The 20,954-nt window shown below is 58.0% G+C and carries 19 protein-coding genes; 4 read left to right on the top strand and 15 right to left on the bottom strand.

Annotated features, from left to right (window positions below; all coding sequences use genetic code 11):
- The first annotated feature begins 38 nt into the window (after positions 1-38).
- The gene (locus AB7E06_RS00285; RefSeq protein WP_094195716.1) at positions 39-854 is read left to right on the top strand and encodes an alpha/beta fold hydrolase; all 816 of its coding nucleotides are present in this window, start codon (positions 39-41) and stop codon (positions 852-854) included.
- A gap of 64 nt (positions 855-918) precedes the next feature.
- Here AB7E06_RS00285 and AB7E06_RS00280 read toward each other — a convergent pair whose 3' ends face one another.
- The 8 genes from AB7E06_RS00280 to AB7E06_RS00245 form a co-directional block, all read right to left on the bottom strand.
- Entirely contained in the window at positions 919-1,944 is a 1,026-nt protein-coding gene (locus AB7E06_RS00280) for an L-threonylcarbamoyladenylate synthase (RefSeq protein WP_346549059.1), read from the bottom strand.
- Positions 1,937-3,109 carry a 5-(carboxyamino)imidazole ribonucleotide synthase gene (locus AB7E06_RS00275; RefSeq protein WP_094198263.1) on the bottom strand — a complete coding sequence of 391 codons (1,173 nt, stop codon included), beginning with the start codon at positions 3,107-3,109 and terminating at the stop codon, positions 1,937-1,939. Before AB7E06_RS00275 ends, AB7E06_RS00280 begins: the two co-directional genes overlap by 8 nt.
- Before the next feature lie 24 nt (positions 3,110-3,133).
- The gene (gene purE / locus AB7E06_RS00270) at positions 3,134-3,646 is read right to left on the bottom strand and encodes a 5-(carboxyamino)imidazole ribonucleotide mutase (RefSeq protein ID WP_162496909.1); all 513 of its coding nucleotides are present in this window, start codon (positions 3,644-3,646) and stop codon (positions 3,134-3,136) included.
- Between the two features lie 240 nt (positions 3,647-3,886).
- On the bottom strand, positions 3,887-4,768 hold the full coding sequence (locus AB7E06_RS00265) for a phosphoribosylaminoimidazolesuccinocarboxamide synthase (protein ID WP_230019047.1): 882 nt from the start codon (positions 4,766-4,768) through the stop codon (positions 3,887-3,889).
- Between the two features lie 140 nt (positions 4,769-4,908).
- The gene (gene fba, locus AB7E06_RS00260; RefSeq protein ID WP_094195714.1) at positions 4,909-5,973 is read right to left on the bottom strand and encodes a class II fructose-bisphosphate aldolase; all 1,065 of its coding nucleotides are present in this window, start codon (positions 5,971-5,973) and stop codon (positions 4,909-4,911) included.
- Between the two features lie 80 nt (positions 5,974-6,053).
- Positions 6,054-6,683 carry a molybdopterin adenylyltransferase gene (gene mog, locus AB7E06_RS00255; RefSeq protein WP_108728051.1) on the bottom strand — a complete coding sequence of 210 codons (630 nt, stop codon included), beginning with the start codon at positions 6,681-6,683 and terminating at the stop codon, positions 6,054-6,056.
- An 80-nt stretch (positions 6,684-6,763) separates the two neighbouring features.
- Positions 6,764-7,522 (bottom strand): SDR family oxidoreductase, encoded by a 759-nt coding sequence (locus AB7E06_RS00250; RefSeq protein WP_094195712.1) that lies wholly within the window; start codon positions 7,520-7,522, stop codon positions 6,764-6,766.
- Between the two features lie 136 nt (positions 7,523-7,658).
- Positions 7,659-9,101, bottom strand: a complete 1,443-nt coding sequence (locus AB7E06_RS00245) for an aldehyde dehydrogenase family protein (protein WP_108728052.1) — start codon at positions 9,099-9,101, stop codon at positions 7,659-7,661.
- A 75-nt stretch (positions 9,102-9,176) separates the two neighbouring features.
- Between AB7E06_RS00245 and AB7E06_RS00240 the strand changes: the two genes are divergently transcribed.
- Positions 9,177-10,019, top strand: coding sequence for an NAD-dependent epimerase/dehydratase family protein (locus AB7E06_RS00240; protein ID WP_230019045.1), 843 nt, complete (start codon positions 9,177-9,179; stop codon positions 10,017-10,019).
- Between the two features lie 9 nt (positions 10,020-10,028).
- On the top strand, positions 10,029-10,418 hold the full coding sequence (locus AB7E06_RS00235; protein WP_427954653.1) for a type II toxin-antitoxin system HicB family antitoxin: 390 nt from the start codon (positions 10,029-10,031) through the stop codon (positions 10,416-10,418).
- 75 nt (positions 10,419-10,493) lie between these two features.
- Here the strand turns inward: AB7E06_RS00235 and AB7E06_RS00230 are convergent, their stop codons facing one another.
- From AB7E06_RS00230 to tkt, 3 genes are all read right to left on the bottom strand, one after another.
- The gene (locus AB7E06_RS00230; protein WP_275263375.1) at positions 10,494-11,684 is read right to left on the bottom strand and encodes a phosphoglycerate kinase; all 1,191 of its coding nucleotides are present in this window, start codon (positions 11,682-11,684) and stop codon (positions 10,494-10,496) included.
- A gap of 62 nt (positions 11,685-11,746) precedes the next feature.
- A complete protein-coding gene (gap, locus tag AB7E06_RS00225) occupies positions 11,747-12,760 on the bottom strand; it encodes a type I glyceraldehyde-3-phosphate dehydrogenase (protein WP_094195708.1) in 1,014 nt (337 codons plus the stop codon).
- 12 nt (positions 12,761-12,772) lie between these two features.
- Positions 12,773-14,818 (bottom strand): transketolase, encoded by a 2,046-nt coding sequence (gene tkt, locus AB7E06_RS00220; protein WP_427954650.1) that lies wholly within the window; start codon positions 14,816-14,818, stop codon positions 12,773-12,775.
- A gap of 194 nt (positions 14,819-15,012) precedes the next feature.
- Here tkt and AB7E06_RS00215 point away from each other — a divergent pair, with 194 nt between their 5' ends.
- A complete protein-coding gene (locus AB7E06_RS00215) occupies positions 15,013-15,741 on the top strand; it encodes a 16S rRNA (uracil(1498)-N(3))-methyltransferase (protein ID WP_108728056.1) in 729 nt (242 codons plus the stop codon).
- Positions 15,742-15,751: 10 nt separating this feature from the next.
- On the opposite strand, the gene AB7E06_RS00210 is transcribed toward AB7E06_RS00215, so the two are convergent.
- The 4 genes from AB7E06_RS00210 to AB7E06_RS00195 all read right to left on the bottom strand — a co-directional run bounded on the left by AB7E06_RS00210 (position 15,752) and on the right by AB7E06_RS00195 (position 20,835).
- Positions 15,752-16,219 (bottom strand): barstar family protein, encoded by a 468-nt coding sequence (locus AB7E06_RS00210; RefSeq protein ID WP_009455142.1) that lies wholly within the window; start codon positions 16,217-16,219, stop codon positions 15,752-15,754.
- The gene (locus AB7E06_RS00205; protein WP_427954647.1) at positions 16,219-17,415 is read right to left on the bottom strand and encodes a patatin-like phospholipase family protein; all 1,197 of its coding nucleotides are present in this window, start codon (positions 17,413-17,415) and stop codon (positions 16,219-16,221) included. Before AB7E06_RS00205 ends, AB7E06_RS00210 begins: the two co-directional genes overlap by 1 nt.
- A gap of 8 nt (positions 17,416-17,423) precedes the next feature.
- Positions 17,424-19,718, bottom strand: coding sequence for an NADP-dependent malic enzyme (locus AB7E06_RS00200; RefSeq protein ID WP_125277054.1), 2,295 nt, complete (start codon positions 19,716-19,718; stop codon positions 17,424-17,426).
- 217 nt (positions 19,719-19,935) lie between these two features.
- Positions 19,936-20,835, bottom strand: a complete 900-nt coding sequence (locus AB7E06_RS00195; protein WP_125277055.1) for a hypothetical protein — start codon at positions 20,833-20,835, stop codon at positions 19,936-19,938.
- Positions 20,836-20,954: the final 119 nt, after the last annotated feature.

Genomic DNA, 20,954 nt, shown 5'->3' with positions numbered 1-20,954 from the left:
ACGCCCAATTTGTTTGGGGTTTATGCACATCAACCGCTATGACAACACTAGCTTCATCTTTGCAATTTGCAAGCCTGACTCAAGGCACGCAAGCCATTGAACTGGAATATCAACGCATTTTCCCCGAGCGGGTCGCGGCCCCTTTGCTGGTGTTTCTGCATGAGGGTCTGGGTTCGATTGCCATGTGGAAAGACTGGCCAGCACAGTTGTGCGAACAAACCGGTTGTAGCGGTCTGATGTACTCACGTTACGGATATGGCCGCAGTACCCCGCGCCCCGACAATAGCCCCAAAGAGCCCGACTATCTGCACGAACAGGCACTGGACGTACTGCCGCAATTGCTGGAACAACTGGGCGAGGACGGCCAAAAGCGCCCGATTATGCTGGTCGGCCACAGCGATGGTGGCTCGATTGCCCTGCTGGCAGCCAGCGGCTTTGGCGACAAGCTGCAAGGCATTGTGGTGATGGCCCCGCACCTGTTTGTGGAAGACATTTCCTTGCGCGGCATTCTGGTCGCCCGCGAAGCCTACGAGCAAGGTTTTTTACGCGAGCGACTGGCACGCTATCACGATGATGTGGAGTCCGCCTTCTGGGGCTGGAACGCCACCTGGACGGAACCCCAATTCCGCGACTGGAATATCGAAGAGGACGTCAGCCGCATCACCTGCCCGATTCTGGCCATTCAGGGCGTGGATGATGAATACGGCACACTGGAGCAAATCCGTCGCATCAAGAAGCTGGTGCCGCACACGGAGCTGCTGGAGCTGGAGCAATGCGGTCACCTGCCCTACCGGGATAAGGAAGCGCAGGTGAACCAGGCAATTGTGGATTTTCTGAAGCGAACAGCCCGCTAAGCAGCAAACTCACTCAGTTCCTAAGCTCAGTCCCTAAAGCACACACGCCTACTAAACAGCAGCCTTACTCAAAGGCGGCGGCTGCTCGGCCCAGGCGGTCATTGACCGCCTGCCAGTCTGGCGTATCCGGGCAACGCTGCACCCAAATATGCTGATACTGGCCTTGGTCCAGACGACGCAACATGGCGTACAAATCCTGGGCATAAAGCTGCGCATCCGGGCTGCACACATACCAGTCGTGTACATCCGCCGAAAAGGGCGGCAAAGAGGCAAAGGCAACAATGGCCTGCTTGCCACCTTCGGCCAAAGCAGCCTGCACCGCTAGCGCACTGCTTTCATCAAATAAGGACAAAGGGGTACGGGGCGCATAATGCGCTTTCAAGCTGCCCGACACTTGCGGGGCTTGTTGATCCGGACTGGCAGGTTCGTAGCCGATGACCTCGGCAATCATGGCTGCCGTGATATGGCCGGGCCGCAACAGCACCGCACCCACACCTTGATGGGTACGCGAGACGTCCACAATGGTGGACTCGATACCCACTTCCGACGGGCCCGCTTCCACGATCAGCAGTTCCTCTGCACTCATGTCCGCAAATTCATCGCGCACATGCTTGGCGGCCGTAGGCGATACCTGACCAAACTTGTTGGCCGAAGGCGCCGCCACACCGGCCTGACCGCTGGGCTTGAGTTCCGCCATGCGCTTGAGCAAGGCTTGAGCCACCGGATGGGAAGGACAACGAATACCAATGCTGCTTTGTCCGCCACTGACCGTATCCGGAATAGCCGGATTGCGCGGCAAGATCAGCGTCAACGGGCCGGGCCAGAAGGCATCCATCAATTGCTGCGCCACGGGCGGAATATCCGTCACCCAATAGCGCAAATCGGCACCAGGGGCCACATGCACAATCAAGGGATGATTCGCAGGGCGGCCCTTGGCCTTGTAAATCAGTTGCACTGCAGCCGGGTTCTCTGCATCCGCGCCCAGACCGTAGACCGTCTCGGTCGGAAAGGCGACTAGCCCCCCTTGTGCCAGCACACGGGCGGCTTGCTCTATCTGCTGCTCGGAAGGGCTGGAGGGGATGTCAGTCATGATCAAAAGCGATGTGCAAAGCGGCGGCAGCTCGGGCAGTGCGTTCGCGCACTTGCTGATCCGACTCGCCCACAATATTCACGTGCCCCATCTTGCGGCCAACACGGGCCTCGGCCTTGCCATACAAGTGCAAGGACACACCAGGCACAGCCAGCAAGGCAGCCCAATCCGGCTCACGCATCTGGCCTTGTTCGTCAAACCAGATATCGCCCAGGATATTGAGCATCATGGAAGGACACAAAGCGCGGGTATCGCCCAGGGGCAAAGCGGCCATCACGCGGGCCTGTTGTTCAAACTGACTGGTGACGCAAGCATTCATGGTGTAGTGGCCGCTATTGTGCGGACGAGGAGCCACTTCGTTGGCCAGCAAACGGCCGTCTTCCAGAATGAAGAACTCCACACACAACACACCCACATAATCCAGCGTACGGGCAATAGCAGCCGCTGCCTGACGAGCCTGTTCGGACAAGGCATCGTCCTGGAACTGGGCACTGATCGTGGACACGGCCAAAATGCCGTCGCGGTGCTCGTTACGGGCACATGGGAAGGTTTTGACCTGATCGTCCAGGCCACGGGCCAGGACCACCGAAATTTCGGATTTCAAAGGTTGCAAGGCTTCCAGCACACAGGCCTGGGAACCGAACTCCTTGAAGGCAGCCAGCGCCTGCTCCCGGTCTGCCACACGCGCCTGCCCCTTGCCGTCATAACCAAAGCGCGCTGTCTTCAGAATGCCAGGGAACAAGGCGCTGTCAGCGGCCTGCAAATCGTCCAGGCTTTCGATGGCGGCATAAGGAGCCACCGGCACACCGGCCTGCGAAATAAAGGCTTTCTCACGAATGCGATCCTGCACAATGCCTACGGCATCGCCGGACGGCGTGACTCGGGTGTGCTGAGCCAGAGTCAGCAAGGACTGCGCCGGGACGTTCTCGAACTCGGTACTGACGGCTTGGCACAGTTCCCCCAGTTGAACCAATGCTTGTGCATCATCGTAGGCCGCACAGATATGCAGATCCGCCACGGCACCGGCCGGGCTATGGGTGTCGGGGTCCAGTACCGCCACTTTATAGCCCAGGCTTTGAGCGCTATGGCAGAACATGCGGCCCAGTTGGCCGCCTCCAATCATGCCCAGCCAGGAGCCAGGGACTAGTAGGACAGCATCAGTCATGGGGGTCATCATCACAAAATAAAATCAGGCAGTGGCAGGCGGAACACGCATCGCGCGGGCGGCCTCGGTCTGGCGGGCACGGTATGCAATCAGTTTTTCAGTCAGGATCGTATCGTTGACGGCCAGATTGGCAATCACGTGCAGCGCGGCATTGGCGGCACCGGCCTCGCCAATGGCGAAGGTGGCAACCGGCACGCCCTTGGGCATTTGCACAATCGACAACAGAGAATCTTCACCGCGCAGATAGCGCGAAGGCACGGGTACGCCGAACACGGGCAAGTGCGTCAGGGCCGCCAGCATACCGGGCAAGTGAGCCGCACCGCCTGCACCGGCAATAATGGCTTTCAGGCCACGGGCTGGGGCCTGGGCGCCGTAATCCACCATATCAATCGGCATGCGGTGGGCAGAGACCACGCGGCACTCATAGGACACGCCAAATTCATCCAGAATGGCCACGGCCTGGCTCATGACATCCCAGTCGCTGGAAGAACCCATCACAATGCCCACGGTGGGGGTCGCAGGAGTTTGTACGCTCATTAGAGATACGCCCTAAAAGGAAGAAGGCGCCATGCTACCAGGCGCCTTGGTCAATAGAAAAACAGCAGGGTCCATCCAAGGATGGGTTTTCCGGCGAGGCAGACTTTGCTCTGCCCATCGCCCTCCCCCAAAGCCCGGCTCGCTGTAGCAAGTCGTCCACGGACATGAGCCGCTTGGCACCCTGCTGAGGACGAGCAGGCAACTCGTTTACGATGAGTGCCTGTCCGGGCTGCAAACCGTTCACGCCGTCAGGCGTTCCAGGGCTTCACGGTATTTGTCAGCCGTACGCTGGGCCACTTCAGCAGGCAAGCGCGGTGCGGGCGGCGTCTTGTCCCAGACCTGGGTTTCCAGCCAATCGCGCACAAATTGCTTGTCGTAGGACGGTGGGCTGATACCTTCGGCATAGCTGTCGGCTGGCCAGAAACGCGAGGAATCCGGAGTCAGCACTTCGTCCATCAAATGCAGTTGGCCTTGATCATCCAGGCCAAATTCAAATTTGGTATCGGCGATAAGAATGCCACGGCTGGCTGCATAGTCGGCAGCTTCGGTATACAAACGCAGGGTCACGTCACGGATTTGCTCGGCCAGTTCCTGACCGACTTCCTTGACCACGTGAGCAAAATCCACATTCTCGTCGTGCGAGCCCATTTCAGCCTTGGCCGCTGGAGTAAACAACACGTGGGGCAGCTTGGCAGCCTGCTTCAAACCTGCAGGCAAGGTGATGCCGCAAACCGCACCAGTCGCCTGGTAGTCTTTCCAACCCGAACCAATCAGGTAACCACGAGCCACCGCTTCCACCATGATGGGCTTCAAGCGCTTGACCACCATGGAGCGGCCTTCGACTTGAGCACGCTCTTCAGGCGCCACCACATCAACCGGGTTCACGCCCGTCGTGTGATTAGGGATGATGTGTGCCAGCTTGCTCAGCCAGAATTCGGTCATCTGCGTCAAGACAGCGCCCTTGCCGGGAATGGGGTCGTCCAGAATCACGTCGAATGCCGAAATGCGATCACTGGCCACAATCAACAACTTATCCTCACCCACCGCATACATGTCCCGAACTTTGCCGCGCGCGAGTAGCGGCAAGGAGCTCAGGCTGGATTGATGTAAGGGCTCTTGCACGATTTCATCCTTAAAACGAAAACATCCCGCTGACTATGGATGCAGGCGGGACGACAATCCCGGCGCCTGCGGCACCGGGCAAAGACGCGGAGACCGAGGCGGGCAGTCGTGCTGCCCACTCCTGCCGCCGCCTGACAAAATTACTGAACGATCTGGGACAGCTCGCCGGTGCTGTACTGGCGGGCAATTTCCTGCAAAGGAATAGCCTTGATCTTGGAAGCCTGACCGGCGGCGCCGAACTGCTGGTAACGGGCCACACACACTTTCTTGGCGGCTTCGCGAGCAGGTTTCAGGTATTCGCGCGGGTCGAACTTCTCTGGGTTTTCAAACAGGAAACGACGGATGGCGGCAGTCATGGCCAAACGGATATCGGTGTCGATATTGACCTTGCGCACGCCGTACTTGATGGCTTCCTGAATTTCTTCCACAGGCACGCCGTAGGTTTCTTTCATGTCACCACCGAACTGACGGATTTCCGCCAGCAATTCCTGAGGCACGCTGGAGCTGCCATGCATCACCAGGTGGGTGTTAGGTAAGCGACGGTGAATTTCTTTCACACGCTCGATGGACAGAATGTCGCCAGTAGGCTTGCGGGTGAACTTGTAAGCGCCGTGGCTGGTACCGATGGCAATAGCCAGTGCGTCCAGTTGGGTGCGGGTCACAAATTCAGCCGCTTGCTCGGGGTCGGTCAGCAGTTGATCCAGGGTCAGAACGCCGTCGGCACCGTGGCCGTCTTCCTTGTCGCCCTGCATGGTTTCCAAAGAACCCAGGCAACCCAGTTCACCTTCAACGGTCACGCCCAGCTTGTGAGCCATATCGACCACTTTGCGGGTCACTTCCACGTTGTATTCAAAGTCGGCAATGGTTTTGCCGTCGGGCAGCAAGGAGCCGTCCATCATCACGCTGGAAAAACCCAGTTCGATGGCGCCTTTACAAATCTCGGGGGACTGGCCGTGATCCTGGTGCATCACCACAGGGATGTTGGGGTAGGACTCGACAGCAGCTTCAATCAGGTGACGCAGGAACGCTTCGCCTGCATATTTACGAGCACCAGCCGACGCCTGCATGATGACGGGGCTGTCCGTCTCCGAGGCGGCTTCCATAATGGCCTGGACCTGCTCCAGGTTATTGACGTTGAACGCTGGAATACCATAACCGTGCTCGGCCGCATGATCGAGCAGCTGGCGCATGGAAACTAGGGCCATGAGAAGACCTCCTGAAGACGAAAATAATTGAAAAACTTGGCTGGGCACGGTTCGTGTCCAGCCGATTGTTTGTAAGCGTATTAACTGGCGGTCCGACGCGCCGACTTGGGGCGGAACGCTTGCACCACATGCTCGTGAGTTTGTGCGTAAGGTCCGCCAATCAGGTCGATGCAATACGGGACAGCTGCAAAAATACCCGGCACCAATACTTGTCCGGTTTCTGTATCCCGTAATCCTTCCAGAGTTTCCTGAATGGCTTTGGGCTGCCCAGGCAGATTGATAATCAGAGCAGCGTGGTCCTGAATTTCTCGGATGACCGCAACTTGCCGCGACAAAATCGCTGTTGGTACGAATTTTAAACTGATTTGACGCATCTGTTCACCGAATCCGGGCATTTCGCGCGTTCCCGCGTCCACCGTGGCCTCCGGGGTCACGTCACGACGGGCCGGGCCAGTGCCACCGGTGGTCAAAATCAGATCGCAACCGGCGTCCACCAGCTCGACCAAAGTGCCGGTAATCTGGGCTCGTTCATCAGGAATCAAGCGCTCCAGATAGGCAGGTGCGACCGTCAAGGCGGAATCCAGCCAGCGGCGCAGCGCCGGTATACCTTGATCCTGGTACTGTCCGCTGGAGGCGCGATCCGAAACCGACACCAAGCCGATACGCAATTGATCCGGATGCTCGCGGGGAGACTGTCGATTGAATGTCATGCTTTTCCTTGGAAGCGAAATAAATTACAGGCCCTGAACGGGCCTGCCAACCGCAGGATTGTAACGAATCGCAGTGGGGCTTAAATACAACGGCCGCCATCGACCTCGATGCAGGTGCCGGTCACAAACTCGGCCTCGTCCGAGGCCAGATACAGCGCTGCCGCCGCCACGTCCTTGGGTGTGCAAAAACGGCCCAGCGGAATTCCCGCCAAAAAGCGGCTGCGATTTTCCGGCGTATCGGGCATACCCATGAATTGTTCCAGCAATGCCGTGTCACCAATCACCGGATTAATGCAGTTGACCCGAATATTATCCGGGCCCAATTCGGCTGCCATCCCCTTGCTGATCGTCACCACTGCACCTTTGGTGCCGTTGTACCAGACCAATCCGGGGCGCGGACGCAAAGCGGCGGTGGAGGCAATATTGATGAACGACCCCGAACCTTGAGCCCGCAGGTACGGCACAAAGTGTTTGGCACTCCAGTAAATGCTTTTCACATTGACGGCATAGACCAGATCGAACTCGCTTTCGCTGACCTCCAGCAAAGGCTTGTTGCGGTGTGTGGTGCCTGCATTGTTCACCACAATGTGCAGCCCACCGCACTCACGCAAAGCAATATCCAACAGGGCATGCACTTCGTCCCCTTGCGAGACATCACACGCGGCAAAAATGGCCTGACCACCCGCAGCCTGAATCTGGGCAGCGGCGGCTTTGCCCTGCTCCTCATTCAGGTCGGCAATCAATACACGCGCTCCTTCACGTGCAAAACGTTGCGCGATACCCAGGCCAAAACCCGATGCACCGCCCGTCACGATAGCCACTTTGTCTTGCAATCGCATCTTTGTCTCCTTCTGCTTTCTATATAAAAAATGGCGGCTTTGCGCCGCCATTAATGAAACCTGTTTAGCGTTCAGCTGCCATGCTGCCAGAAAACACGGCCCACCACAGCCACGCTTACCCTAGATTCCCTCAAGATCAGTTCGCAGCATGACGCAGCGCAACTGTTTTCAAGGACGTCAGCGCATACAGAGCCTCAAACCCTTTTTCGCGTCCTATGCCAGACTGGCCGGTTCCACCAAAAGGCAGCTCTACCCCACCTGCCGCGCCGTAATTATTCACAAAGACCTGCCCGGCCCGCAGTTGTCTGGCCATACGTACCTGACGGGCTCCGTCGCGGGTCCAGACCCCGGCCACCAGACTGTAAGGCGTACCATTGGCCATGGCGATCGCGTCCTCCTCGGTGCCGAAAGGCTGAGCGACCAGAACCGGACCAAATATTTCCTCCTGCGCCAGGCGATGATCAACTGGCACATGCCCCAATAAAACAGGCACTTGATAAAAACCACCAGCCGGGGCCTTGGAGTCCAGCTTGCCTTTGGCAAGCACCACAATGCCGTCCTGGTCCAGATTTTCCAGATAGGAGCGCACTCGCGCTTGCTGCTGGGCGCTGATCAGCGGACCGCAATCCAGATTGTCGCTTGCCGCCCCGGTCAGCAAGGCTTTAAAGGCCTCGATCAAACGCTCGGTAAAATCACCATAAATAGCGCGCTGAATCAGCACCCGGCTGCCTGCCGAGCACGTTTGCCCTGCGTTCTGCACAATCGCGTTGACCACGACCGGCAAGGCCGCATCCAGATCCGCATCCGAGAACACGATTTGCGGAGACTTGCCGCCCAGCTCCAAGGTGACTGGCACAAAGTTACGCGCCGCTTGCACGGCTACCTGACGGCCCGTGCCGGGAGAACCAGTGAAAGAAATATGATTGATGTCGGGATGTGCGGACAGGGCCTGCCCCGCCTCGCTCCCCAGCCCCGTGCAGATATTGAGCACACCCGCCGGCAAGCCCGCTTCGTGCAACAACTCGGCCACCCGCAGCAAGGACAGGCTGGCATCTTCCGCCGGTTTCACCACGCAGGTGTTGCCTGCCGCCAGGGACGCGGCCACGCTGCGCCCAAAAATTTGCAAGGGGTAATTCCAGGGAATGATATGCGCGGTAACCCCCAAGGGTTCACGCAAGGTAAAGGCCGTCATTTCCCAGCCCAATGGGATGGTTTGACCATGCAGCTTGTCCACCGCGCCCGCGTAGAACTCAAAATAGCGGACAATGGCAGCAGCATCGGACTGGGCCTGGCGTAAAGGCTTGCCGGTATCGCGGGACTCCAGCCGCGCCAATTCCTCGCGGGCATCAGACAGGGTTCGGGCGCAGCGCAGCAGCAATTGGCTGCGCTGGGCGGCAGTAAGATGGCTCCAGGGCCCCTGACTGGCACGTCGGGCGGCCTGTACAGCCCAATCAATATCCACCTCGGACGATTGTGCTAGCCGGGCAAAGATTTCGCCCGTGGAGGGGTCGATAACCGGTAGCAAACCACCGCCCTCCGCGCCAAGCTGCTGTCCGTCAATCCAATTGCGACACTCCATGACCGCCTCCAATGCTATTGTTATCCCAGCCAATCGAGCTTTGCTCGAGATCATTCTACTCAAGGACTTGCCGCTTTGGACTCTCGACAACGTACTTTGCTCTTAGCGGGCGCTGGCGATCTGGGCACCCGCACCGGTATGCTGGCCCGCCATCACGACTGGCCGGTGATCGGTCTGCGCCGTCATCCCCCTTTGGACGATGACAGCGGGATTGAATGGGTGCAGGCTGATTTAAGTGAGCCCTCCTCCCTGCGCCTGAAACACCGCAAAATCAGCCACGTACTTTACGCTGTCTCCCCCGGCCAGCGTAGTCAGGCTGCTTATGAACAGGTATTTCTGCACGGTCTGGAAAACCTGCTCAACGAACTGGACCTGAAAGCCCTGAAACGCTTCGTCTTTGTTTCATCCACCGCCGTCTACGGGCCAAGCAATGAATGGGTGGACGAGAACTCGCCCACCGAACCGGCACAATTTAACGGGCAAGTGCTGCTGCAGGCCGAGCAGTTGCTGCACCACCGGATTCCAGCCCAGGCTGTCGTCATCCGACCCAGCGGCCTGTACGGGCCAGGACGCACCCAATTACTGGATCGTCTGCGTGAAGGCCGCGCCACCGTGCCAGACGACCCTGAACATTGGGCCAACCGCCTGCATATTGAAGATGCTGCGCGCGCCTGCTGGCACCTGCTACGTGCTCCTGCGCCCTTCCCTTGCTATATAGGCACTGATAGCCGTCCTTACCGGATTACGGAACTGTATGACGGACTGGCTGATTTGCTGAAAGTACCGCATCCCGAACGGCGTCAGTCCAATGAAGGTGGCAAACGCCTGAGCAACCAGCGACTGCTGGACAGCGGCTTTCAGCTGGACTGGCCCGATGCCATGCAAGGGTATGCGCAGTTGATTAAAGATGGGGCGTAAGCGCAGCTCATGCTCTATCCCATCCACGTACACAAAGAAGAACATAGCGCCTATGGTGCATCCTTTCCGGACTTTCCAGGTTGTTTTGCGGCGGCTGACGAATTACAGGATCTACCTAAGGCGGCTCAAGAAGCCGTTGAGGCCCATTTCTTCGGCGACAGCTCATCCATTCCTGCTCCAACCACACCTGAAAGCTGGTCTTGGCACGATGACTATAAAGACGGATTTTGGATGATGGTTGATATTGACCTATCCAAAGTCAACAACAAAGCCATTCGCTTGAATATCAGTCTGCCGGAGTCCTTAGTCCACCGCATTGATGCTGTCGCAAAAGCCCAGCATCTATCCCGCTCTGCATTCCTGGCAAAAGCTGCTGAACGCGAAATGGCCAATATCTGAACCATAAAAGCTATGCACACAAAAAAGCCAGTCAACGCAAGTTGACTGGCTTTTTCTTATGCAGCCAAAACTGACTTAAGCCTTGTCTTCCAACGCAGCCACAGCAGGCAAACGCTTGCCTTCCAGGAATTCCAGGAATGCACCGCCGCCGGTGGAGATGTAGTCCACATCCTCACCAATATTGAACTGGGCAATCGCGGCCAGGGTGTCACCACCGCCAGCAATCGAGAAGGCCTTGGAGTCTGCAATCGCGCGTGACAGGGTTTCGGTGCCTTGTGCGAAGGCCGGGAACTCGAACACGCCCAGAGGGCCATTCCAGACCACGGTGCCAGCCTTGGCAATGATGTCAGCGATCTGCTGAGCCGTTTGTGGGCCCACGTCCAGAATCATGTCATCGTCCTGGACTTGATCAGCAGCCTTGATTTCAGCCGCTGCATCAGCAGCAAAGGACTTGGCGCACACCACATCCACAGGAATAGGCACTTCCGCACCGCGCTCTTTCATGATGCGGATCACTTCGCGGGCTTCTTCCAACTGGCTGTCTTCCACCAGGGATTTGCCCACGGACAGGCCGCTGGCCATCATGAAGGTATTGGCAATGCCGCCACCGACCACCAGTTGGTCAACCTTTTCCGCCAAAGCGCGCAGAATGGACAGTTTGGTGGATACCTTGGCACCACCCACAATCGCGACCAGAGGACGTGCAGGCTGATTCAGGGCACGGCCCAAGGCTTTCAACTCGGCTTCCAACAAGGGACCGGCGCAAGCTACAGGAGCAAAGCGGGCGATCCCTTCGGTAGTCGCTTCAGCACGATGAGCCGTACCAAAGGCGTCGTTTACGTAAACGTCACACAAGGCTGCCATTTTGCGAGCCAACTCGGGATCGTTCTTCTTTTCCCCTACGTTGCAGCGGCAGTTCTCCAGCAAGACCACCTGACCGGGCGACACTTGGACGCCATCGAGCCAATTGCGACGCAGCTCAACGGGCATGCCCAACAACTCGGATAAACGTTGCACCACGGGTTCCAGCGAATCCACAGGCTGGCACTCGCCTTCTTTAGGGCGACCCAGGTGAGACGTGACCATCACCGCAGCGCCGGCATCCAGCGCCATGCGAATGGCAGGTACCGAGGCACGCACGCGCGTGTCTTCGGTAATACGTCCGTCTTGCAGAGGGACATTCAGATCAGAGCGGATAAATACCCGCTTGCCTCGCAGCGCGTCCGTTTCGGCCAGCGCAGACAAGGTCTTGATGCTTGTAGACATGGTTTTTTGTTCTGGGAATTAACGTGACAGGGGCGGGAAATCCCGCCCCTGCTATTCAGATCTTACTTGGCCGACATCAGTGCGATGGTGCTGTCGAGCATACGAATGGAGAAAGCCCATTCGTTGTCGTACCAGGCCGCCACTTTGACCATATTGCCGCCGGTAACTTTGGTCAGCAGGGAATCAACCGTGCTGGAAGCGGTGGTGTGGTTAAAGTCGATGGACACCAGAGGTTCGGTGCAGTAGTCCAGAATGCCCTTCATGGCGCCTTCCGAAGCTGCCTTCAGAATGCCGTTCACTTCTTCAACGCTGGTGTTGCGGCTGGCCACGAAAGTCAGGTCAACCATGGACACGTTGATGGTAGGAACGCGCACAGCGTAACCGTCCAGCTTGCCATTGAGTTCTGGCAACACCAGACCCACAGCCGCAGCCGCGCCGGTCTTGGTAGGAATCATGCTGCTGGTGGCCGAACGGGCACGGCGCATGTCCTTGTGACGCACGTCGGTCAGGACCTGGTCGTTCGTGTACGCGTGGATGGTGGTCATCAGACCGCTGACCACGCCCAGTTCCTTGTGCAAAGGAGCAACCAGGGGAGCCAGGCAGTTGGTGGTGCACGATGCGTTGGAGATAACGGTGTCGGTGCTTTTCAGAATGTCGTGGTTCACGCCGTACACGATGGTGGCATCCACATCCTTGCCACCGGGGGCCGAGATGATGACTTTCTTGGCACCGGCTTGAATGTGCTCACTGGCTTTTTCCTTGGTGGTGAACGCGCCGGTACATTCCAGCACCACGTCCACACCCAGTTCAGCCCAAGGCAGGGTCAGCGCATCGCGCTGGCTCAGCAGGCGGATACGGTCACCGTTGACCACCAGGTAGTCGCCATCCAGCGACACATCGGCGTTGAAACGGCCATGCACGGAGTCATAGCGAGTCAGGTGTTCATTGATCTCGGCACCGCCCGAGGCGTTGATGGCCACGATCTCGATATCGTGTTTTTTGCCGTACTCGTAGTGGGCACGCAAGATCATGCGGCCGATACGACCATAACCATTGATTGCGACGCGAATCGTCATGTCAGACTCCAATTACAAAATTTCTTGAACGGCCGCAGCGACCTTCTCTGCTGTCAGACCAAAATGCTTGAACAGGACGCCAGCCGGGGCGGATTCACCGTAGGTATCAATACCCACTACGGCGCCTTCCAGACCCACGTACTTGAACCACAGACCGGTGGTCCCGGCTTCAACTGCAACGCGTGGAATGCCTGGGGTCAGGACCTGATCGCGCCACTGCTTGTCTTGAGCATCGAACAGGTTGGTACAAGGCATGGACACCACGCGGGTCGCAATCCCTTGCTGAGCCAACTGTTCCTGGGCTTGCAGCGCCAAACCGACTTCCGAGCCGGTTGCCATGATGATGGCGCGCGCATCTTGCGCGTCACGCAGCACGTAGCCACCACGACGGATGTTCTGGATGGTTTGCGCATCGCGTTCGACGAAGGGCAGATTCTGGCGCGACAAGAGCAAGGCGCTAGGACCGCCGCTCTGTACGTCCATGCCGATGCTGGTAGGACGCTCGACCGAACATGCCCAGGCCACGGCAGTTTCCGTGGTATCGCAAGGACGCCAGACGTGCAGGTTGGGGATCAGGCGCAGGCTGTTGGCGTGTTCAATGGACTGGTGAGTAGGACCGTCTTCGCCCAGACCGATGGAGTCGTGGGTAAAGACGTGCACAACGCGCTGCTTCATCAAGGCAGCCATACGAATGGCGTTACGCGAGTAATCGGAGAAAGTCAGGAAGGTGCCGCCAAAAGGCAGGTAGCCACCATGCAGGGCCAGACCATTCATGATGGCGGCCATGCCGAATTCACGCACACCGTAGTTGATGTGGCGACCAAAATGCAGACCATCGGCGTGAGCGCGAACCGCTTCGGCCCCCTTCCAGTCGGTGAAGTTCGAGCCGGTCAGGTCAGCCGAGCCGCCCAGCATTTCTGGCAGCACATTGACCAAGGCGCTGATGGCCAATTGCGAGGCTTTACGCGATGCAATGGTTTCGGCTTTCTGAGCGGTTTCTTCAATAAAGGCCTGGACTTTGGCGCTGTAGTCAGCAGGCAGTTCGCCTTTCAAACGACGGGCCAGTTCGGCGGCCAGTTCAGGATAAGCCTGGCTGTAGGCGTCAAAACGCTTTTGCCATTCGGCTTGCTGAGCACCGCCTTTTTCGCGGCCATCCCAGCCTTGGTAGATTTCCTGAGGAATTTCAAACGGACCGTGGTTCCAGTCCAGTGCAGCACGGGTGGCAGCGATTTCATCAGCGCCCAGTGGAGCACCGTGGACTTTCTCGGAACCGGCGGCATTAGGAGCGCCCTTGCCGATCACGGTACGGCAGCAAATCAGGGTAGGACCCGTGCCCTCTTTCGCGTTGCGGCGAGCCTGTTCAATCGCGCTATTGATCGAAGTGGCATCGTGGCCATCAACCGCGCGAATCACATTCCAGCCGTAGCTTTCAAAGCGGGCGGGAGTGTCATCACCAAACCAGTTCTCGACCTTACCGTCGATGGAGATGCCGTTGTCGTCGTACATCACGACCAGCTTGGAGAGCTTCCAGGTACCGGCCAAGGAGCAAGCCTCGTGCGAGATACCTTCCATCAAACAGCCGTCGCCAGCGAAAACCCAAGTCAGGTGGTCGACCACATCGTGGCCTTCGCGGTTGAACTCGCGCGCCAGCAAGGCTTCAGCCAGAGCAAAACCGACCGCGTTACCCAAACCCTGGCCCAAAGGACCCGTGGTGGTTTCCACGCCAGCGGTAATACCCACTTCAGGGTGGCCCGGAGTGCGCGAATGCATCTGACGGAAGTTGCGCAGCTCGTCCATGGGCAGGTCGTAGCCGCTAAGGTGCAACAAAGCGTAGATCAGCATGGAACCGTGGCCGTTTGACAACACAAAACGGTCGCGATCAAACCAGGCAGGGTCGGCAGGGTTGTGTTTCAGGTGCCGGGACCAGAGAACCTGGGCGATATCGGCCATGCCCATGGGCGCACCGGGGTGGCCCGAATTAGCTTGTTGCACGGCATCCATAGACAAGGCACGGACGGCATTGGCTAGGGTTTTATCAGAGGCTGACGCAATATCCATTAGAAGCTCATTGGGGCGGCGGCGCGACAATTCCGGCAAGCGGACGGCTCACGACCCTGATTAGTTTATAAAACGCGCTATTTTAGCATCGCTGGCGCTAAATCGCCCCCACTAGAGCTGGGGCCTTGTGCTTTCTCCCCCAAGCCCGGGTACGGTATGCTTGTGCGGTTTTTTATGCTTGATGGTGTCTTGATATGGCAGCTCCCCGCTTCTACCACCCCTTGGGCCTGACGGCCCAGACCGAGATCGCCCTGCCCGAGGCACTGGCGCATCATGCCATCCGGGTGCTGCGTTTAAAGGACGGCCAGGACATCGTCCTGTTTGACGGACTCGGGACTCAATACCCCGCCACCTTGCGCATTGATGGCAAAAAAGGTTTCGCCGCCCTGGGCGCTGCCCAAACACCGGTCCGCGAGCTGGCCGGTCGCATTACCGTCCTGCAAGGCATTGCCTCCAGCGACAAGATGGACTGGATTATCGAAAAAGCCGTGGAAATGGGCGTCAGCCGCCTTGTGCCGATTCGCGCGCAACGCAGCGTACTGCAACTGAATGCGGAGCGGCAGGCCAAACGCATGGGCCATTGGCAAAGAGTGATCGAGTCGGCCAGCGAGCAATGTGGTCGCAACCGCTTGATGGAACTGTCTGCGCCGCTGACATTGGCCGAGTACTTTCGCGAGGCTGAAACTGGCCTGCATCTGTTTTGTGATCCCGATGCGCCCCTGCAACTGGCGCAGGCCATTGGACCGCAAGATCAGGCCATGACGATATTGATTGGCCCCGAAGGCGGTTGGTCGCCCGAAGAGCAAAAGGTGGCACTGGGTGCCCAGGCTCGGGCGATTCGTTTCGGGCATCGCGTGCTGCGAACCGAAACCGCCGCCTTGGCGCTGACAGCAGCGATCAGCGCCTTGCAAGGCTGGGAATAAAACCGATAACTTATTCCTCGTCCTGGCTGGAGTAGGAAGCAGGCGTCTCGCCCGGTTCGGGGTCAGGGTGCTTGCCAGCGTGTAGAACGACACAAACAAAACGGCGCTCGTTGTTCGAGGCCCAGGCATGTACATCTTCACACACGCCCAAAATAGCCTGAGCGTCTTTTTCCAATGCGGGATCACCACTGTGCAGATTGTCCAGCCACAGGGCCAGGCCTGCTTTCTGGTCCAGCACGGTGTCACACAGGCAATCGTAGAGCGCATCCAGATTGCCACCAAAAAACTCAGGGTAATCGACAGCCTTGGCGACTGCTCGCAGCACAGCGGAACGATTGCGCGCACGATCGCAACTTACTTCCAGGGCGGTAAGCCCCTGGTCCTGTGCCTGCTCCAGAAAATCAGCAGCCGTCAGGCCCGTTGCGTCGAGCACGCCGCCTTGTTGCAAAGCCTCTTGCAAAGTCAGGGATTGGCTCATCAGGACGCTTCCTTAAAAAACGCTAATACTTCTTCACGACGACTCATGGTATCGGTCTTTCCTAATTCGATCAGCTCTTGGGTATAGCCGGACTCGAATAACAAATATGAGATTAATGCACCGCCTGTGGTCGGACCGGACTTTGAAGATACACCAAGTACTCGAAATAGGGTACGTGCAGCAGTTGGCATCTGATGAATATGCCGAGTGGCAATTTCATCCAGCGAGCGGCTGGGAGTGATGGCAAACGTGCTGACAGGACGCAGCGATTGGCTTTGTAATACATTTGCAGGCATATAGGCAAGCAATGTATTGATGCGTTCCATACGCTCAATATCCGTTGACACACTATCGAGGAATATGTTGGATAAGGCATAGCCACTGATCTGCGCCAAAGAGGGATAGGGCGGATCCTTGCACTCTTGCTCATGGTAGGTGTTGTCCGCGTATCCCGTCCCTACAATCAGGACCTTACGCGCCCCCAGATGAATCGCCGGGCTGATAGGGGCCAACTGACGCATCGTCCCGTCCCCACACCACTGGGTTTGCTTGCCCACTTGCAAGGACTGGGCCGGAAACATGAAGGGAATCGCGCTGGAAGCCATCAGGTGATCCACCCCGATCACACCTGGGATGGCGCGGCGCAGATTGCGCGTCCATGGTCGGATACGCTCGTCACACTGATAAAAAGTCAGGTGCTCACCCGTGGTGTAAGCAGCGGCCGTAATCGCCAGCGCGCCGACATGCTGCTGGGCCAGATTGCGCTGCAAGCGATCAAAGTCCAGACTCTTTTCCAGCAGGTCACGCAACGGTGAGTTGTCCAGCATGGAGTGCGGCACATGGTCACGCAGACGCGGGGCCAGCCAGCCCAAGGCCAGCGTGGCCACCCAGTGCACACTGGTCGCCAGCAACTGCAAGGGGTCGGCATGAAAAATATCGTTAGTGTGCAACGACCCCCACAGCTGTTGTATATGATCGACAGCCTCGTGAGGCTTGTCAGCGCGACACGCTAATCCGGCAGCATTGATGGAACCGGCCGACGAGCCACAAATAATATCGAAAGGGTTACGAAACTGAGGGTTGCGGTCCGGGTCCAGAAGCTCCAGCAAACCAGCCAACACCCCGGCCTGATACGCGCCGCGCGCCCCGCCCCCATTCAAGATCAATGCCACGGAAGCGGGAGAGCGCTGGATCATGACAGGTATCAGCCTTCAGTAGCAACGTTGGCATCGACCACCGTGACCGCCGTCATATTGACGATACGGCGCACCGAGGAGGTGGACGTCATGATGTGAACCGGTGCCCGTGCCCCCAACAGGAAGGGACCGATCGCCACGTTGCCACCGGCCGCCGTCTTGAGCAGGTTGTAGGCAATATTGCCCGCTTCCACGTTGGGGCAGACCAGCAAGTTCGCCTCGCCAGTCAGGGCCGAGGTGGGCAGGATTTGATGGCGGGCCTTTTCATCCAGCGCGCAATCGCCGTGCATTTCCCCGTCCACCTCCAAACTGGGATCGAGCTTGCGCACGCGCTCCAGCGCACCACGCATGGTGACCGCCGCAGGCGAATCATTGGTCCCGAAGTTCGAGCTGGACAGCAACGCCACCTTGGGTTCGATATTGAACTGGCGCATCTTGCGAGCCGCCGCCAAGGTGATCTCGGCCACCTGATCCGAATCGGGATCGTGGTTGATATGCGTATCGGTCAGGGCCACGCTGCGCTCACTGAGCAGCAGAATATTCATGGCGGCATAGGTTTTGACGCCGGGGGCTTTGCCAATTACCTGATCCACCAACTCCAAATGGTTTTCGTAACGCCCCACCGTGCCGCAAATCATGCCATCGGCATCGCCCAGGTGCAGCATCATGGCGCCGATCAAAGTCGGACGACGACGCATTTCAACACGTGCCATCTCTTTGCTGATGCCACGACGCGACATGATTTCCCAATAGCTGGTCCAGTAACGGTGAAAACGATCATCCTGCTCGGGGTTGGTCACTTCCACATCAATGCCTAGACGCAGGCGCAGGCCGTAGCGCTCAATACGTTGCTGCAGGACAGCGGGACGGCCCACCAGAATGGGGCTAGCCAGCCCTTCGTCCACAATAATCTGTACGGCACGCAACACGCGCTCGTCCTCGCCTTCGCTGAACACCACACGCGACTTGGCGCCGTCTTGCACCAGGCCACGGGCCAGCGAGTAAATCGGCTTCATGAACGAGCCGGACTTGTAGACGAACTGACGCAACTGATAGATGTAGCTGTTCAGATCCGCAATCGGACGGGTCGCCACGCCCTCTTCCATGGCCGCTTTGGCAACCGCAGGAGCGATACGCACAATCAGGCGCGAATCAAAAGGGCGGGGAATAAAGAAGGACGGACCGAAAGACACTTCTTCCAGGCCATAAGCGGCAGCAACGCCTTCATCCTGCTCTTCACGTGCCAACTGACAAATGGCCAGCACAGCGGCTTTTTCCATGCCGCGCGTAATCGTGGTGGCGCCCACGTCCAGTGCGCCACGGAAGATATAAGGGAAGCACAGCACATTATTGACCTGGTTCGGATAATCCGAACGGCCAGTTGCCATAACCACATCATCACGCACGGCGTGAGCATCTTCAGGCAAGATCTCGGGGTTCGGATTGGCCAAGGCCAGGATCAAGGGCCGGGGAGCCATTTTCTTCAGCATCTCGGGCTTGAGCACGCCACCGGCGGACAAGCCCAGAAACACATCGGCCCCATCAATCACGTCACTCAAAGTACGGGCGTCGGTCTGTTTGGCAAAGCGGGCCAGCTCGGGCACTGGATTTCCGGGACGGCCTTCGTGCAACACGCCATCAATATCCGTCACCCAGATATTTTCCAGTGGCAGCCCCATATCAATCATCAGGTCCAAACAAGCCAGCGCGGCAGCACCTGCACCCGAGGTCACTACTTTGACCTGCTTAAGGTCTTTTTCCACCACGCTCAGGCCATTCAGAAAGGCGGCTGTCACGCAAATTGCGGTGCCATGCTGGTCGTCGTGAAAAACAGGAATGCTCATGCGCTGGCGAAGCTTGCGCTCTACCTCGAAACACTCGGGCGCTTTGATGTCTTCCAGATTGATGCCGCCAAAGGTCGGCTCCAGGCCTGCAATAATATCGACCAGCTTGTCAGGGTCGGTTTCATTGATCTCGATATCAAACACATCCAGACCGGCAAAGCTCTTGAACAGCACGGCCTTGCCTTCCATAACCGGTTTGGCAGCCAGAGGGCCAATATTGCCCAGGCCCAGCACCGCAGTGCCATTGGAAATCACTCCAACCAGATTACCCCGACCGGTATAGCGAAAGGCATTTTGCGGGTCGTTGACGATTTCCTCACAAGCAGCCGCAACCCCGGGCGAATACGCCAGCGCCAGATCCCGCTGGTTAGAGAGTTGCTTGGTCGGCGTGACCGATAACTTTCCGGGCCTGCCCTGCTCATGATATTCCAGAGCTGCTTTCCGAAAATTGGCGTCCATGCTGTATACCTACCAAAAAATCCATTTAAAACGGACCGGGATCGCCAGAAAGCGGCCATTGCCTGTCAGCGTAAATTCAAACAAGCGCGTGGCTTGATACGCTAAATGCTGTTCTTGTCTCCGAAACCCCGATCGCCTTGCCTGGCCCTCAAGGCCAAAGCAAGGACCATTCTAGCCCTTGAGTTACAAGCTGGGTCAAGCGCAGGCCAGGACAAACTTACAGCGTCTGGCCTGGGTAAGAAAACCGGTCAGTAGGATCAAACAACGCCTTGATACGGCTATCCACATCCTGAGCCTGCCAGGATTGCTCCTGATTCGGCCAGGACCAGTCTTGCGGGTCTGAGCCGCTTAACACAGCCTCATCCAGCACCAGCCATTCCACCCAGGCCAAATCACCGCCGTGGCCTAGCATTAAATGAGCCAGATTAATGCCCTCGCCTTCAACCGGTTCCAGCGCGTCCAGCCTATAGCGGCAAGGCCATTGCTCTTGTCGCAGGGCCTGGGTGTCCGACTCGCCCATCAACTGGAACAAGGCAGGAATCAATTGCTGCATGCGCAGGCTATCAAGGGGATTGCGATTGTCCTGTCCAAAAGGGCCCAGGGCCGCTTGCGTGTTGTCCGCCAGAATGACTGAACAATGCAACACACCTGACAAGGCCGTGCGACCACTGGGCCAATCATGCTGACGCCGGTCGGCCAACCAGGCAGCGACGGTCATGCCTGCCGGGGCATTGGCCAGACCTTGAAAACCTTTGGCTTCCATCTCGCCCAGCAGACAGCCGGGCTGTACAAACCAGCGATTGGAGTTCGGTTCCAGACGGTCACAGCGGGCCATCTGTCGGCCTGGGGCCAGGACTATCATGGGGTCATCGGTTTCACTGGCCTGCGGCACGCCTTCCAGACACACCGTCACGCCGTACTCGGCCGCCAGCGTCAACACCATATGCACGTCCGCACTGGAAGCGGGCTCCAGACGAGCCTGCTCGTGATGCGCTTCAGTGCCAAGTTCGGACCACTGGCCCTGCACTCGGGCTTTCAGGCGCGAACAAAATGTCTGCCAAGCCGTCTGGGGAGGACGACGCCCCATCAAAAATGCACGCCGCGACGAAGAAACCATAGACTTTTCCTGCAACAAACCTAAACTTGAGTCTCACTGGCCCGCCGGTTTGCACCCCTACTGGGCACACGCACACGCCACAGCCACCTGACGCCCTTTTGAGCAAGGTCCTACAATAC

The sequence above is a fragment of the Alcaligenes sp. genome, from assembly GCF_050255915.1.
GTDB classification, from domain to species: Bacteria; Pseudomonadota; Gammaproteobacteria; order Burkholderiales; family Burkholderiaceae_B; genus Alcaligenes; species Alcaligenes aquatilis.
Note: the sequence above shows the minus strand (reverse complement) of the source record. Positions and strands in the feature narration are given on the sequence as shown.